The sequence below is a fragment of the Aurantimonas sp. NFXS3 genome (assembly GCF_049132005.1).
In the GTDB taxonomy this organism is placed as follows: Bacteria; Pseudomonadota; Alphaproteobacteria; order Rhizobiales; family Rhizobiaceae; genus Aurantimonas; species Aurantimonas coralicida.
Genome location: NZ_JAGDDZ010000004.1, coordinates 235,991 through 250,551 on the forward strand (window position 1 = coordinate 235,991; position 14,561 = coordinate 250,551).

General features: G+C 69.2%; 12 protein-coding genes. 7 read left to right on the top strand and 5 right to left on the bottom strand.

Going from position 1 to position 14,561, the window contains the following annotated elements; all coding sequences use genetic code 11:
* Positions 1-960, top strand: a complete 960-nt coding sequence (locus tag J3367_RS13435) for a D-2-hydroxyacid dehydrogenase family protein (RefSeq protein ID WP_024352116.1) — start codon at positions 1-3, stop codon at positions 958-960.
* A 19-nt stretch (positions 961-979) separates the two neighbouring features.
* Here the strand turns inward: J3367_RS13435 and J3367_RS13440 are convergent, their stop codons facing one another.
* The 3 genes from J3367_RS13440 to J3367_RS13450 form a co-directional block, all read right to left on the bottom strand.
* Positions 980-2,176, bottom strand: a complete 1,197-nt coding sequence (locus tag J3367_RS13440) for a CaiB/BaiF CoA transferase family protein (protein WP_024352115.1) — start codon at positions 2,174-2,176, stop codon at positions 980-982.
* Positions 2,173-2,964: an enoyl-CoA hydratase/isomerase family protein gene (locus J3367_RS13445; protein WP_024352114.1), complete on the bottom strand. Its 792-nt coding sequence runs from the start codon at positions 2,962-2,964 to the stop codon at positions 2,173-2,175. Before J3367_RS13445 ends, J3367_RS13440 begins: the two co-directional genes overlap by 4 nt.
* Before the next feature lie 78 nt (positions 2,965-3,042).
* Complete coding sequence (locus J3367_RS13450) at positions 3,043-4,008, bottom strand: Bug family tripartite tricarboxylate transporter substrate binding protein (RefSeq protein ID WP_024352113.1); 966 nt, start codon at positions 4,006-4,008, stop codon at positions 3,043-3,045.
* Between the two features lie 263 nt (positions 4,009-4,271).
* On the opposite strand from J3367_RS13450, the gene J3367_RS13455 reads away from it, so the two are divergent.
* Positions 4,272-5,171, top strand: coding sequence for an alpha/beta fold hydrolase (locus J3367_RS13455; RefSeq protein ID WP_081652002.1), 900 nt, complete (start codon positions 4,272-4,274; stop codon positions 5,169-5,171).
* A gap of 255 nt (positions 5,172-5,426) precedes the next feature.
* On the opposite strand, the gene J3367_RS13460 is transcribed toward J3367_RS13455, so the two are convergent.
* Positions 5,427-6,401: a tripartite tricarboxylate transporter substrate binding protein gene (locus tag J3367_RS13460; protein WP_024352111.1), complete on the bottom strand. Its 975-nt coding sequence runs from the start codon at positions 6,399-6,401 to the stop codon at positions 5,427-5,429.
* 194 nt (positions 6,402-6,595) lie between these two features.
* On the opposite strand from J3367_RS13460, the gene J3367_RS13465 reads away from it, so the two are divergent.
* Together J3367_RS13465 and J3367_RS13470 are read left to right on the top strand one after the other, a co-directional pair.
* A complete protein-coding gene (locus J3367_RS13465; protein ID WP_024352110.1) occupies positions 6,596-7,054 on the top strand; it encodes a tripartite tricarboxylate transporter TctB family protein in 459 nt (152 codons plus the stop codon).
* Positions 7,055-7,081: 27 nt separating this feature from the next.
* Positions 7,082-8,581 (top strand): tripartite tricarboxylate transporter permease, encoded by a 1,500-nt coding sequence (locus tag J3367_RS13470; protein WP_024352109.1) that lies wholly within the window; start codon positions 7,082-7,084, stop codon positions 8,579-8,581.
* Between the two features lie 71 nt (positions 8,582-8,652).
* Here the strand turns inward: J3367_RS13470 and J3367_RS13475 are convergent, their stop codons facing one another.
* Entirely contained in the window at positions 8,653-10,020 is a 1,368-nt protein-coding gene (locus J3367_RS13475) for an MmgE/PrpD family protein (RefSeq protein ID WP_024352108.1), read from the bottom strand.
* A gap of 154 nt (positions 10,021-10,174) precedes the next feature.
* Here J3367_RS13475 and J3367_RS13480 point away from each other — a divergent pair, with 154 nt between their 5' ends.
* Genes J3367_RS13480 through J3367_RS13490 form a run of 3 tightly spaced genes read left to right on the top strand, consistent with a single transcriptional unit; the run spans position 10,175 to position 14,560 of the window.
* The gene (locus J3367_RS13480; protein WP_230788344.1) at positions 10,175-11,227 is read left to right on the top strand and encodes an isocitrate/isopropylmalate dehydrogenase family protein; all 1,053 of its coding nucleotides are present in this window, start codon (positions 10,175-10,177) and stop codon (positions 11,225-11,227) included.
* 22 nt (positions 11,228-11,249) lie between these two features.
* Positions 11,250-12,425, top strand: a complete 1,176-nt coding sequence (locus tag J3367_RS13485; RefSeq protein ID WP_024352106.1) for an acyl-CoA dehydrogenase family protein — start codon at positions 11,250-11,252, stop codon at positions 12,423-12,425.
* Positions 12,422-14,560, top strand: coding sequence for an acetate--CoA ligase family protein (locus J3367_RS13490; RefSeq protein ID WP_024352105.1), 2,139 nt, complete (start codon positions 12,422-12,424; stop codon positions 14,558-14,560). The genes J3367_RS13485 and J3367_RS13490 overlap by 4 nt, the downstream gene beginning before the upstream one ends.
* Position 14,561: the final 1 nt, after the last annotated feature.

The following is a 14,561-nucleotide window of genomic DNA, read 5'->3' on the forward strand; positions in this document are numbered from 1 at the left end:
ATGAAGATCGCCATACTCGACGACTGGCTGGACACGGCCCGCGACCTGGCGCCCTGGGACCAGCTCGACGCCGAGATCACCTTCGTCACCCGCCACATCCGCGAGGAGGATCTCCCGCGGGCGTTGGCCGGCTTCGATGCGGTCTGCCTGATGCGCGAGCGCACCGCCCTGCCCCGCAGCGTCATCGCGGCACTGCCGGATCTCCGGCTCATCGTGACCGCGGGGCGCCGCAACATGCGGATCGATCTCGAGGCGGCTGCCGAGCGCGGCATCATCGTCTGCGGCACCGAGAGCCATGGCGGCGGCACGGTGGAACTCACCTGGGCACTGATCCTCGCCCTTGCCCAGCGCATCCCGCAGAACGACGCGGCGATGAAGGCCGGCGGCTGGCAGACCGGGCTCGGCACACTGCTGGCCGGGAGGCGCCTCGGCGTGGTCGGCCTCGGCCGCCTCGGCAGCCGCGTTGCGGCGATCGCGCCGGCCTTCGGCATGGAGGTCGTCGCCTGGAGCCAGAACCTGACCGACGAGGCGGCCGCGACCGGCGGCGCCCGCCGCGTCTCCAAGCACGAACTCTTCGCAACCGCCGACGTGGTGACGGTGCATCTGACCCTGTCGGAGCGAACCCGGCACATCGTCGACGCCGCGGCGATCGGCGCGATGCGGCCCTCGGCCTTTCTCGTCAACGCCGCCCGGGCCGGGCTGGTCGAGACGCCAGCGCTGGTCGCGGCGCTCGAAGGCAACCGGATCGCCGGCGCCGCCATCGATGTCTATGACGAAGAGCCGCTGCCGGCGGACGATCCGCTGCGCGGCGTGCCGAACCTCGTCCTGACGCCCCATGTCGGCTATGTCTCGCGCGAGAACATGGGCGTGTTCTACCGTCAGATGGTCGAGAACATCGCCGCCTTCCAGGCCGGAGCGCCCATCCGTCGACTGACGCCGGACGCCCCGTCGCTGGGCTGATTGCGAGGCTTCGCCCGGTTCAGGCGAAAGCCGCCGCGCCGCTCGCGGAAAGCGCCGCGATCTCGGCCTCGTCGAAGCCGGCCTCGGCCAGTGCCGCACGGCCGCCTTCCCCCACCCTCGGCGGGGTGGCGAGCGCGGCATCGCGCTCCGACGGCTTCGCCAGGCCAGGAAGCCGCGTCGCCGGCAGACGGCCGAGGCCGTTCAGTTCGGCCCAGCCGATCGCCTCCATCTCGACGACCTGCGGGTCCTCCATCAGCTCGCGGTAATCATGCACCTTGGCGTGCAGGATATCGGCCTCGGACAGTTTCTCCTGCCACCAGCGCGTCGGATGCGCGGCGACATGCGGCGCGACCAGCGCGTTGAGGTCGGCCGCATTGGCGACGCGCTGCTGTTCGGACGCAAAGCGCGCATCCTCCAGCCATTCCGGCGTGCCGGTAATGGTCACCAGCTTGGCGAAATGCGCATCGCGCCGGGCATTCAGGCTCAGATAGCCGTCCGCCGTCGGGAAGGTGCCGACCGGCGCCCCGACCGGCTTGACCGCCGCGCCATCGAAGATCTCGGCGACGATCCGCGCTTCCTGAAAGGCCATGGCGCATTCCAGGAGGCTGGTGCGCAGATGCGTGCCCTCGCCCTTGACGGCCTTGCGGTAGAGCGCCGCCGACACGGCCTGGGCGAGATAGAGCCCGGTGGAAATGTCGATCGCCAGCATGTTGAGCCGGCGCGGCACGCCGGCGAGATCGCGGTTGATCGACATGAAGCCGGTATAGCCCTGCATCACCGTGTCGGTGGCCGGCAGGTCCCTGTTCGGGCCGGTCTCGCCGAAGCCGGTGACGGTGGCATAGACGACGGACGGGTTGCGAGCCGCCACGCTGGCATAGTCCAGGCCGAGCCGGCTGGTGACGCCGGGCCGGTAATTCTCGATCACCACATCCGCCTGCTCCAAGAGCCGCAGGGCGGTCTCGCGTCCCTCCGGCGCCTTCAGATTGAGGGCCAGCGAACGCTTGCCGCGATTGAGGACAATCGCCTCGGCGGAAAAGTCGTCCACCCGCTTGCCGAGGCCGCGGCTCCAGTCGCCATAGCCGATGGGCTCGATCTTGGTGACGCTGGCGCCGTTCTGGGCCAGCATCATGCCGCAATAGGGCGCGGCGACGCCCTGCGCGAGCTCGACGACCTTCAGCCCCTCGAATGGCGGGCTCGCCAGACCGGTGCCGGTCACTTGGCGCTCTTCTTGTCGAGGAAGGCGCGCACCGCGTCGCGGTGCTCGTCGGAGGCGTAGCAGATCGACTGGGCCTCCGAGCCGAGTGCGAAGATCTGTTCGGCCGGCAGGTCGAGGGCGCGGTTGAGGATCGATTTCGACAACGCCATGGCGATCATCGAGCCGCGGGTGAGCTCCCCGGCCCAGGCGCGCGCCTCGTCCAGAAGCGGGCCCGCCGCCTGCCGGTCGGCCAGCCCGATGGCCAGCGCCTCGTCCGCCGCGACCGTGCGGGCCGAATAGATCAGCTCCTTGGCGCGCGGCAGGCCGACCCGCCGCGGCAGGAAATACAGGCCGCCGCCATCCGGGATCAGGCCGCGCTTGCGATAGGCCATGGCGAAGCTCGCCTCTGCCGAGACCATAACGAAGTCGCAGGCCAGCGCCAGATCGCAGCCAAGGCCCGAGGCCGGTCCGTTGACCGCCGCGATCGTCGGCTTGTCGATATTGTTCATCGTCGAGATGGCCCGGTGCGTCGATTTCTGCCGCTTCCAGCCATTGATGCCGACCTGACCGATCGGCGCGTCGAGCCGCGCCTTCATGCCGGCAATGTCGCCGCCGGCGCAGAACGCGCTGCCGGCTCCCGTGAGGACGATGGCCCGGACCTCCTCCTGGACGTTCAGCCGTTCGAGAATGTCGATCAACAGGACGCGCGTCGCGTCGTCGATGGCGTTGCGCTTGTCCGGCCGGTTGAGGGTGACGGTCGCGATGCCGTCCGCCACGTCGCAGAGAATGGCTGCGTTACTGTCCTGCATGGTCGTCGTCCTGATCCGTTGACGCAAACGGCCCCCCGCGGACGGGGGGCCGTGCTTGGTTGGCAATCTGGTCTCGAATTACTGGATCCAGGGCGCCTTCTCCCAGAGCGCCTGCATCTGCTCCTTGGTGGAGCGCATGTGCTCGCCATATTCCTTCGGCGGCAGGAAGTTCAGCGGCAGGTCCTGCTTCTTGGCGGCCGCCTGGAATTCCTCGTCCTGCATCATCTTGTCGACGGCCGTGACCAGCGCGTCGCGGGCCTCGTCGGGAATGCCGGCCGGAGCGGCGAGACCGCGATCGGAGCCGGCGACCACGTCATAGCCCAGCTCCTTGAAGGTCGGCACGTCCGGCAGCTGGTCCCAGCGTTCCGCGCGCATCGTCGCCAGCGCCCGCAGCGTGCCGTCGGTCACGTAAGGCGCGGCCTCGCCGATCCCCATCACCGAGGCGGCGACGTGACCGCCGAGCAGCGCCGTGCGGCTCGGCGCGGCGCCCGGGAACGGCACATGCGTCACTTCCAGATCGTTCGGCGTCAGAACCCGCAGCAGCGAGGTGTGGGTCGCGCCGCCGAGCGAGGAATTGCCGACAGGCATCACGCCCGGATTCTCCTTCACATAGGACATGAAGTCATCCAGCGTCTTGAACTGGCTGTCCTCGCGCACGACCAGCGTGGTGCCGTCGGAGACGATGTTGGCCACCGGCTCGAAGGAATCGATCGTGTAGTCGGGCTCACGCTCGATGATCGGGTTGATGAAGGACGGGATGTTCAGCATCCCGATCGTGTAGCCATCGGGATTGGCATTGGCGATCGCGGTAAAGCCCAGCTCGCCGCCGGCGCCCGGCTTGTTCTCCACGACCACGGACACGCCGTTGCCGAGATATTTCTCGAGGAACGGCGCCACGGTGCGCGCCATCACGTCGGTGCCGCCGCCGGCGGAATAGCCGACGATGACGGTGATGTCCCGCTCCGGGTACCCCTGGGCATGGGCGGCTCCGGCCAGCATCAGCGTGCCCGCCAGCGCTGCCGCGATCTTGGTACGTAAGCTCATTGTCGTCTCCTCCACTCGGAAAATCGTGCCGTCGATGCGCTCCCGAAAGCGACGGCAGCCGGTGCCGGCTGCCTGTCGCCCTGCATGGACCTCCCGCATCGCGTCGTGGCAACATAGACAAAGCGCACGACAGAACACAATAGGATACAATCATCCGCATGACCGCTCCGCGCGCCGATCACGCCCCCGTCGCACGGCCTGTCGCCGGCCCCGCATGTCCGTCGCGCCACCCGTCGAACCCGCATTGAAGGACTGACCAGACGATGCAACAGGACCCCCTGGACCACGCGGCTGCGATGCTCGCCGGCCGCCGGCAACAGGACCCGGATGCGGTGATCGCCGCCGTGGAAGCGGCGGGCACGCGGATCGAGACGCCTTGCGGCGCCGGCACGATGGCCTGGCGGGTCTTCGGCGACGGGCCGCCGCTGGCGCTGCTGCACGGCGGGCATGGTTCCTGGTTGCACTGGTTGCTGGCGATCCCGGCCCTGGCGCGGCATCACCGGCTCCTGGTGCCGGATCTGCCGGGCTTCGGGGAATCCGCCGGCCTCGACGACGCTCCGGCGGCGGGCACCGCCGCGGCCGAAGCCGTCGCCGCACCGGTGCTGGCCGGGCTGAACACGCTCTGCGGGGAACAGCCGGTTGCCCTCGCCGGCTTCTCCTTCGGCGGCGTCATCGCCGCGACCATGGCGGCGCAGCTCGGCCGCTTGGCCACGGCCCTGGTGATCGTCGGCGCGCCGGGCCTCGGGCTGCTGCCGACCGGGCCCCTGGCCACGCGGTCGGTCCGCAATCACCCGACCGAGGCGTCGCTCATGGCGGCCCATCGGGACAATCTCGCCGCCATGATGATCCACGATGCCACGCTGATCGACGATCTGGCGGTTCGCATCCAGGCGCTGAACGTCCCGCGGGCGCGCACGCCCAGCCGTCTAGTCTCCCGCAGCACCGCGCTCGGCGATGCCGTCGCCAGCATCGCCTGCCCGCTGATCGCGATCTACGGGGAGCACGACGTCGTCTCCCCGCAACATGGGGAACGACTCGCGATCCTGCGCGACATGCTGCCCTCCGCGCGTCAGACCGTGCTGCCGGGTGTCGGGCACTGGGCCCCGTACGAAGCGCCGGAGGCCGTCACCACGCTGATTGCGCGCGCGAGCAGTCCCGGCTGACCGCGGCCGTACGCCGGATCACCTCTTGTAGACTTCTGTATACCGTCGTAGTCTGGAGCCGGGAAACGGTCGCAGACCGGCGTTCAGCCGGCTGGCCATGGGAGGAGTGTACGGTTGCTCGAGGCCGGCAGAGACATGCGCATGACAACGTCCGGCAGCGCCGGCGCGTTCGCGCTGCGGGCCCGCCGGCCTTCGCAGACGTCCGGACCGTTCCCCCGCCGCAGCGAATGCGGCAGGGGTGTTCCTGTTAGAAGCTCACTTACCCCAGGGCGTGCGCTCCCAGACCTCTTCCATCTTGGTCAGGGTCTCGGCGAGATGCTCCCGGTGCTCCTTCGGCGGCAGGTAGTTCAGCGGCAGGAGCTGCTTGCGTGCCTCCTCCTGGAACTCCGGATCGGCGACCGCCTGGCGCACGGCCTCGGCCAGCGCCGTGGCCGCATCCTCGGGAATGCCCGCCGGCGCGACGAGGCCGCGATCGGAGCCGGCCACGATGTCATAGCCCAGCTCCTTGAAGGTCGGGGCCTCCGGCACTTCGTCCCAGCGCTCGGACGCCATGGTGCCCAAGATCCGCAGCTTGCCTTCCTGGTGATACGGGCCGGCCTCGCCGAGCCCCATGATCGACGCCGCCACATGCCCGCCCAGAAGCGCGGTGCGGCTCGGCGCGGAGCCCGGGAACGGCACATGGGTCACTTCCAGATCGGCCATGCCGAGGAAGCGCAGCAGCGCCGTATGGGTCGAGCCGCCGATGGCGGAATTGCCGATCGGCAGCGAGCCGGGATTCTCGCGGACATAGGTCACGAGATCGTCCAGCGTCTGGAATTCGGAATCCTCGCGCACGACGATGGTGCCGGGATCGGAAACGACATTGCCCAGGGTTTCGAAGCTGTCGAGGTCGTAGCCGGGCGTGCGCTGGATCAGCGGCGTGACGACGGCCGGCACGTTGATCATGCCGATGCTGTAGCCGTCATTCTCGGCGGTCGCGATGGCAGTGAAGCCGATCTCGCCACCGGCGCCCGGCTTGTTCTCGACGACGATGGAGCCGTCGCCCGGCAGATATTTCTCCAGATAGGGAATGAGGGTGCGCGCCATGACGTCGGTGCCGCCGCCGGGCGAGTAGGCCACATACATGGTGACGTTGCGCTCGGGATATTCGGCCGCGGCGCTGCCCGACGCGCCCATGGCCAGCGCCGACACCGCCAGGCCCGCTGCCGCGATTGCCCTGAATATTCGCATGGTTTCCTCCACTGCTTCTGGTCTGAACTTCCCGGCACCTCGCCGGGAATCGCAATAGCGTGGAATAATCCTATGAAGATGTAAACATTGAAATCACGAAAAATGCGTTTTATGGAAGACTGCTCGTTAGATCTCGAAGAACACACTGCGTATTCCGGAGACTTCATACCGGAATCTGATAACGGATACTTGGGATGACTTACATCAAGGACAGAATTGGCGCGGTGGCGCTGCTGCTGCTGGCGGTCAGCGTGTTCGTCGCCTCGGGTTCACTGCCCTTCAAGTCGATGATCTTCCCGCGGATGATCAGCACCGTCATGGCCCTGTGCGCGGTCCTGATGCTCCTGCGCACGGTGCCGCTGCGGTCCGGCCGGGCCCCCGCGGCGGCCACGGACCCCAAGCTGAACCAGCCCTTCTTCCGCAATTCGCGGAACTTCCTGATCACCTTCGGGGCGTTCATCGCCTACGTCGTGGCCATCAGCACCCTCGGCTATTTCGTGGCAACGGCGATCCTCATCGTCGCCCTCGCCCTCGCTCTCGGCTTCCGGGACTATCGCCTTCTGGCCGCCGCCACGGTGAGCTTCCTGGTGCTGGTCTACGTGGTCTTCATCCTCGTGTTCGAGCGGCCGCTGCCGCACGGCATGTTCTACTGACACCAGCGGCCATTCGGAGTTCCTGACGTGTTCGAACCGCTCCTTCACGCCCTTCCCTATGTCTTCCAGCCAGCGAATCTCTTCGCCATGGTGGCGGGCGTGGTGCTGGGCATCGCCATCGGCGCCCTGCCCGGCCTGTCTGCGACCATGGGCATCGCCGTTCTCATTCCGCTGACCTTCGGGCTCGATCCGCTGGTCGGGCTCGGCATGATGGCCGGCATCTACAACGGCGCCATGTATGGCGGCGCGATCCCGGCCGTGCTGCTGCGCATTCCCGGCACCCCGGCCTCGATCGTCACCACCTTCGACGGCTACCCCATGGCCCAGAAGGGCGAGGCCGGACGCGCCCTGCAGATCGCGGTGGTCTCCTCGGCCATCGGCGGCATGGTCAGCGCCGTCGTCCTGATGACGCTGGCGCCGCCTTTGGCCCGCGTCACCCTGGCCTTCGGCCCGGCGGAATATTTCTGGGTCGGTATCTTCGGCCTGTCGGCCATTGCCGTCTTCGTCGGCAAGAACCCGATCAAGGGCGTCCTGTCCGCCTGCATCGGCCTCCTGATCGGCTGCATCGGCATCGACACGATCACCGGCGCGCAGCGTTTCACCTTCGGCAACATCAATCTCTATGACGGCTTCAACATCGTCGTGCTGCTGACCGGCCTCTACGCCATCCCCCCGGCCATCGCGATGGCCGAGGAGGCGGTAAAGACGGGAATCAGCCGCGACAAGCTGCGGGTGAAATCCAGCCACGGCATGTTCGACGACTGGCGGCGGCTGTGGAAGACCTGGACGCGCTCGTCGATCATCGGCGTCATCGTCGGCTTGCTTCCGGGCGCCGGCGGCAACATCGCCGCCTTCCTGTCCTACAACGAAGCCAAGCGCGCCTCCAAGACGCCGGATGAATTCGGCGAAGGCTCGCCGGAAGGCGTCGCCGCCGGCGAATGCGGCAACAATGCCGACAATTCCGCCGCCCTTGTCCCGGCCCTGACCCTCGGCGTGCCGGGCAGCTCGGTCGCCGCCGTCATCCTCGGCGGCCTCCTGATCCACGGCCTGCGGCCCGGCCCGGCGCTGTTCCGCGACTATCCGGACGTCGTCTACGGCTTCATGATCCAGATGTTCGTGACCTCGGCGCTGCTGATGTTCATCGGCGGCATTATCGGCACGCGCGTGTTCATCCATGTGCTGCGACTGCCGCGGGTACTGCTGGTGCCCCTCATCGCCGGCCTGACGGCCGTCGGCGTCTACTCGATCAACAATTCCATGTTCGATCTCTACATGATGCTGGGCTTCGGCCTTCTGGGCTATGCCATGGAGCGGCTGGACTTCCCGCTTGCCCCGGCCGTGCTCGGCCTGATCCTCGGGCCCATGGCGGAGGAGAACATGCGGCTGGCCCTGCTCATCTCGCAGAACGACTGGCTGGTCTTCGTCACCAGGCCGATCTCGGTCACCATCGCGGTGCTGACACTGCTGGTCCTGGCCTTCCCGATCATCCGCGACATGCTCGCCAGGCGCCGAACGGCGCCTGCCTGACGCCGGCACGCCCGACATGAAAAAGGCCGGACCTGCGAGGGTCCGGCCTTTTTCGTTGTATCGGAAGATGGTCAGGCGACGCTGGCACGCGCCGGCGTCGCCTGGAGACCCGGCAGGTCGAGAGAAGTCCGCTTCTCCAGACCCCAGAGCGCCGCCAGCAGCGCCTCGGCTTCGGCTGCCGCCAGCACGGAGCCGGCCAGCTCGGTGAACTTGTCGGACAGTTCCGCGTCGCTCAGCGGCATGTCCGGATCGCCCTTGCGGGTCGGCTGCAGGAAGCTGAAGCGTTCGCCATTCGTCATGACGATCGTCACCCGCGCCGCGCGCTGGCCGGGAAAGCGGGAATCGATGTCCTCGTCGAGCTCCAGCGTGATCTTCGGCAGGAGATCGCGCACCGCCGGGTCCGCCATGCGCTCGGGCTCGAAGGCGGCGAGGCGGACCGAGCCGTGGACCAGCGCATGAGCGACGACATAGTGGAGGCTGAACCGGCAATCGACCGGCGTCTGCGGGTCGGGCCGGTTGCAGATGTCGACGCTCGGCCGGTAGGTACCGACATGAATGCTGTCGATGTCCGCGGCATCGATGCCGTGCTGATGCTTCAGCACCAGCGCCCCGTCGATGGCCGCGAAGGTATGGCCGCAGCAGCCATGGTTCTTGAAGGTCATGACCTCGATATTGTAGGCGCTGCCGAGCCCGGCGGTCGCCTTCGACCAGTCGGCCCGCCCGCTCATCGCGGCCCCCATGCCGACCGGCCCGTCGAGGACGTCGAGCGCCCCGGTGACGCCCTTGCCGGCTGCCATCGCGCTGGTGACGCCGGCTTCCGCGGCATGGCCGGCATGGATCGGCTTGCTCATCGCGTCGGACCGGAACGCCTGCTGCAGCCCCGCCGCCATCGTCGCGGCCGTCGCCAGCGCGTGGGCCGTCTCGTCCTCGTCGAGGCCGAGGATCAGCGCCGCGGCGGCCGACGCGCCGAAGGTCGAGATCGTCGCGGTCGCGTGCCAGAACTTGTAATGCTCGCGGGTCATCGCAAGGCCGATGCGCGTCGACACCTCGAAGCCGGCGATCACGCCGCGCAGGAAGGTTTCGCCGTCGCAGCCCGTGGTCTGGGCGCAGGCGAGCGCCGCCGCGATGGTCGCGCAGCCCGGATGAACGGCCGAGTCGCGGTGGATGTCGTCGAACTCGGCGGTGTGGGCGGCCGTGCCGTTGAGAAAGGCGGCCGTGCGGGTCAGCGCCGTCGCGCCGCCCGGCAGCACGACGGCGCGGCCATGGCCGATCTCCTCGGCGAGCGCGGCGCGCAGCATCGGCCCCGGGTCCTGGGCGGTCCCCGGCATGGTCGCCGCGAACCAGTCGATCACCGCGCGCTTGGCGTGGTGGATCGTCTTGTCCGACAGCTCCGAGCTGCGCTCGCGCGCAACATAGGCCCCGATCTCTTTCAGAAGCACGGCTGGTTTCCTCCCATTCTGGTCCGGTGATGGCGATGGCGGCGACCCGTATGCCGCAAGGCTTGCCGCCCGCCTTCATTCCGTGCGAATGAACCCGAAACCAATTGTCCGGTCAACCGAACATTTGCCGGACAACAGCATGGGGAGGCGTGTTATGGCTATCGATCTGGCGGTTCTGAGGGGCGACGGCATCGGCCCGGAGATCGCCGAGGCGACCCTCGCCGTGCTCGCAGCGGCGGACCGCCGTTTCGGGCTCGGCCTCTCCTTCAGCGAGATACCGGTCGGACTGGCGGCCTTCGCGGCGGAGGGCACGACCTTTTCCGATGCCAGCGAAGCGCGGATCCGCGCCGCCGACGGCGTCATCCTCGCGCCGCTTGCGACCTACGAATATGCCGAGGGGCAGCCCAATCCCTCGGCCCGCATTCGCCGCGGGCTCGACCTCTACGCCAATATCCGGCCCAGCGTGTCGCGCCTGCCGGGCGCCGCCCGGCGGATGGATCTGGTGATCTACCGGGAAAACACCGAAGGCTTCTACGCCGACCGCTCGATGTTCGCCGGCAGCGGCGAGTTCATGCCGAGCCCCGACATGGCGCTGGCCGTGCGCAAGATCACCCGAAGCGCCTGCGAGCGGATCGCCCGTGCCGCCTTCGAGGCCGCCCTGCATCGTCGCCGCAAGGTGACGGCGGTCCACAAGGCCAATGTGCTGCGCCAGACGGATGGCCTGTTCCTCGAGGCCGTTCGCCATGTGGCCGGAGACTATCCGACGGTGTCGCTCGAAGAGGTGATCGTCGACGCGATGGCGGCGCATCTGGTGCGCGATGCCTCCGTCTACGATGTCGTCGTCACCACCAACATGTACGGCGACATTCTCTCCGACGAGGCCGGCGAACTGGCCGGCGGGCTGGGTCTCGCCCCGGCACTGAATGTCGGGGCGGAGCACGCCGTGGCGCAAGCCGTCCACGGCTCGGCGCCCGACATCGCCGGCCGGGGCATCGCCAATCCGGTGGCGCTCATCCTCTCGGCCGCCCTCCTCCTGGAGTGGCTCGGCGCGCGGCGGGGCGAGCCGCTCCTCACCGATGCCGCAAGGGCGATCGAGGCGGCGGTGACCGCCGCCCTTGCCGATCCCGCCACCCACACGCCCGATCTCGGCGGCGACGGAACGACCGCCGGCTTCGCCGACGCGGTCGTTCGGGCCTTGTCGCGCTGAGACCCCGCTGAAAGGACGATCCATGGACAGCCTCTACACGCCGGAGCAGATCATGTTCCGCGACGCGGTCGCGAAATTCGCCCGAGCCGAACTGGCCGAGGGCCGGGTCGCCCGTGCCAATGCCGACGGTCTCGATCCGGCCACGACCCAGAAACTCGTCGACATGGGGCTGATGGGCATCATGATGGACGAGGCCGATGGCGGCCAGGGCGGCACGCTGATGGACGCGGTCATCGCCATCCGCGAGATCGCCCAGGTCTGCCCCCGCTCCGCCGATGTGGTGCAGGCCGGCAATTTCGGCGCGATCCGCACGCTGTCGGAATTCGCCACCGCCGCGCAGCGGGCGCGCTGGCTGCCGGGTCTGCTGGCCGGCCGGACGGTGATCTCGGTCGGCATGAGCGAACCGGAGGCCGGCTCCGCCGTGACCGAGCTGGCGACCACCGCCACGCCCGACGGCGACGGCTACCGCCTGAACGGCACCAAGGTGTTCGGCACCCATTCGGGCTCCGCCGACCTGATCCTCTGCTATTGCCGCTTCGGGCCCGGCGTCTCGGGCATCGGCTCGGTCATTCTCGAGCGCGGCATGGAGGGCTTCAGCGTCGGCCAGCCGGTCCGCTACATGAACGGCGAGAGCTGGAGCCAGCTCTATTTCGACAATCTCTACGTGCCGCCCGAGAACGTCCTGCTCGGCCCCGGCGGCTTCAAGAAGCAGATCTCCGGCTTCAATGTCGAGCGCCTGGGCAATGCCTCGCGGGCCGTCGCCGTCGGCCGCCTTGCCTTCGAGGTCGCCCGTGACCACGCGCTGGAGCGGCGCCAGTTCGGCCGCCGTCTCGCCGAGTTCCAGGGCATCCAGTGGAAATTCGCCGACATGGCCGTGAAGCTAGATGCGGCCGAGCTGCTGCTGACCCGCGCCGTGATCAATGCCGGTGAGGGCCTGCCCTCCGCCATGGAGACCGCGATGGCCAAGCTCGCCTGCAACGAGGCCGGCCACTTCGCCGCGAACGAGGCGCTGCAGGTGATGGGTGCGCTGGGCTTCGGCGAGGACCATATCGTCCAGTACTGCCTGCGCCGCACCCGCGGCTGGATGATCGCCGGCGGCAGCACCGAGATCCTGAAGAACCGCATCGCCGAGGAAATCTTCGGCGAGAAGTTCTCGCAACGGCCGCCCCGGCCGGCACCGTCGGACGCCCGGCCATGACCGGCAGCGCACGCGGCCCGGCCTTCGTCGATGCCCTGCTGCGCCCGCGCAGCGTCGCCATCATCGGCGCCTCAGACACCGCCGGCCGACTGACCGCAAGGCCGCAGGCGTTTCTCGCCCGCCATGGCTATGCCGGCACGGTCTATCCGGTCAATCCACGCCGCGACACCGTGCAGGGGGCAAGGGCCTGGCCCAGCCTCGCCGCCCTGCCCCAGGTGCCGGACCACGCCTACATCCTGCTCGATACGGAGCGGGCGATCGGCGCCGTTGCCGATTGCGCGGCCGCCGGCGTCAAGGTCGCCACCGTCCTGGCCGACGGCTTTGCCGAATCCGGCGGCGAGGGCATCGCCCGGCAGGCCCGGCTCGTCGCCGCCGCGCGCGAGGCCGGCGTCGCGCTGATCGGGCCGAACTCCACCGGCGTCGTCGGGTCGGCGGCGGGCTTTTCGGCCACCACCAACGCCGCCTTCGCCATCGACGCCCTGCCCCAGGGGCGCACCGCGGTGCTGTCGCAATCGGGTTCGGTGATCGGCGCCATCCTGTCGCGCGGCGCGGCCACGGGGCGCGGCTTCGGCGCCTTCGTGTCCGTCGGCAACGAGGCGATGCTGGGCGTCGGCGAACTCGGCGAGGCGCTGGTCGAGGACGAGGCCTTCGATTCCTTCGCGCTGTTCGTCGAGACCCTGCGCCGGCCCGAGAGGGTCGCCGCCTTTGCGGCGCGCGCCCGCGCCCTCGGCAAGCCGATCACCGCCTTCCTCGTCGGCCGCTCGGAAGCCGGCCGGGCGCTCGCCCAGTCCCATACGGGCGCAATGATCGGCGGGCCGAGGGCCCTGGCGAGCTTCCTCGCCCATCACAGCATCGTCGTCGCCGACAGTTTCGAGGGCATGATCGAGACCGCCGGCGCCCTGTCCCTGCGCACCCGCCTCGCGTCGCGCCCGAAGCGCGCCACCGTGCTGACGACGACGGGCGGCGGCGGCGGCATGGTCTATGACGGCATCGCCCTCAAGGGCTCGGCGCTGGCCGGCCTGTCGCCCCGCGCCGATGCCGCTCTTCGCGCCGAGGGGATCGCCATCAAGCCCGGGCCGATCGTCGACGTCACCTTCGCCGGGGCCCGCTACGAGACGATGAAGGCCGTGGTCGCCGCGCTGGCGAGCGATCCGGAGACCGGCCTGATCGTCGCCGCCATCGGCTCGTCGGCCCAGTTCAATCCCGAGATCGCCGTCCGGCCCATCGTCGACGCGGTCGCCGAGCTTGGACCGGAGGCCGCACCGGTGATCGCCATGCCGGTGCCGCACGCGCCCGAAAGCCTGGCGCTGTTCAACGATGGCGGCGTGCCGGCCTTCCGGACGGTGGAAAGCTGTGCCCAGGCCGTTGCGGCGCTTCTGGCCGATCCCGCGCCGCCGCCGCCGGGTCCCGCCCGCTTGTCCGACGCCGTCACGGAGCGGCTCGCGGCGCTGCCCGAAGGGCTGGCCGACGAGATCGCCGCGGCCGACATCTTCGCGGCGCTTGGCATCGCCGGACCGCAAAGCCTGCATGTGGGGGCCGACGAGCCTCTGCCCGATCTGCCCTTTGCCGGGCCCTATGTCCTGAAGGCGGTCTCGGCCGATCTGCCGCACAAATCGGAGGCGGGGGCCGTTCGGCTGGACCTTGCCGGTCGCAGCGACGTCGCCGCCGCCCTCGCGGACATGCGCGGCCATCTCGCCCGGCAGGTGCCGCAGGCCCGGAGCGGGGGCTACATGGTGGCGCAGATGGCGCGCGGCTTGGGCGAAGCCATTCTCGGCTTCACCCGCGACCCGGTCACCGGCCCGATGGTCAGCGTCGGGCTCGGCGGCGTGATGACGGAAATCTTCGCCGATCTCGCCGTCAGCCCGGCCCCGGTCTCGCGTGACGGCGCGCGCGCCATGATCGCCTCGGTGAAGAGTTTTGCGTTGCTGCGGGGCTATCGCGGGGCGCCGGAGGGCGATCTCGACGCCCTTGCCGACGGTCTCGTCGCCCTGTCGCAGCTCGCCGTGGAGCCGCGCGTGATCGAGGCCGAGATCAATCCCGTGCTGGTCCGCGAACATGCGCGCGGCATCCTCGCCCTCGACGCGGTCATCCGCATGGGCCCCCGCCGCGAGCCGGCGCCGGACACGGGCGACTGAG

Coding starts and splice junctions, on each gene's coding strand:
- J3367_RS13490 (WP_024352105.1), top strand. CDS start 12,422: ATGACCGGCAGCGCACGCGGCCCGGCCTTCGTCGATGCCCTGCTGCGC.
- J3367_RS13485 (WP_024352106.1), top strand. CDS start 11,250: ATGGACAGCCTCTACACGCCGGAGCAGATCATGTTCCGCGACGCGGTC.
- J3367_RS13435 (WP_024352116.1), top strand. CDS start 1: ATGAAGATCGCCATACTCGACGACTGGCTGGACACGGCCCGCGACCTG.
- J3367_RS13455 (WP_081652002.1), top strand. CDS start 4,272: ATGCAACAGGACCCCCTGGACCACGCGGCTGCGATGCTCGCCGGCCGC.
- J3367_RS13460 (WP_024352111.1), bottom strand. CDS start 6,401: ATGCGAATATTCAGGGCAATCGCGGCAGCGGGCCTGGCGGTGTCGGCG.
- J3367_RS13445 (WP_024352114.1), bottom strand. CDS start 2,964: ATGCAGGACAGTAACGCAGCCATTCTCTGCGACGTGGCGGACGGCATC.
- J3367_RS13465 (WP_024352110.1), top strand. CDS start 6,596: ATGACTTACATCAAGGACAGAATTGGCGCGGTGGCGCTGCTGCTGCTG.
- J3367_RS13450 (WP_024352113.1), bottom strand. CDS start 4,008: ATGAGCTTACGTACCAAGATCGCGGCAGCGCTGGCGGGCACGCTGATG.
- J3367_RS13480 (WP_230788344.1), top strand. CDS start 10,175: ATGGCTATCGATCTGGCGGTTCTGAGGGGCGACGGCATCGGCCCGGAG.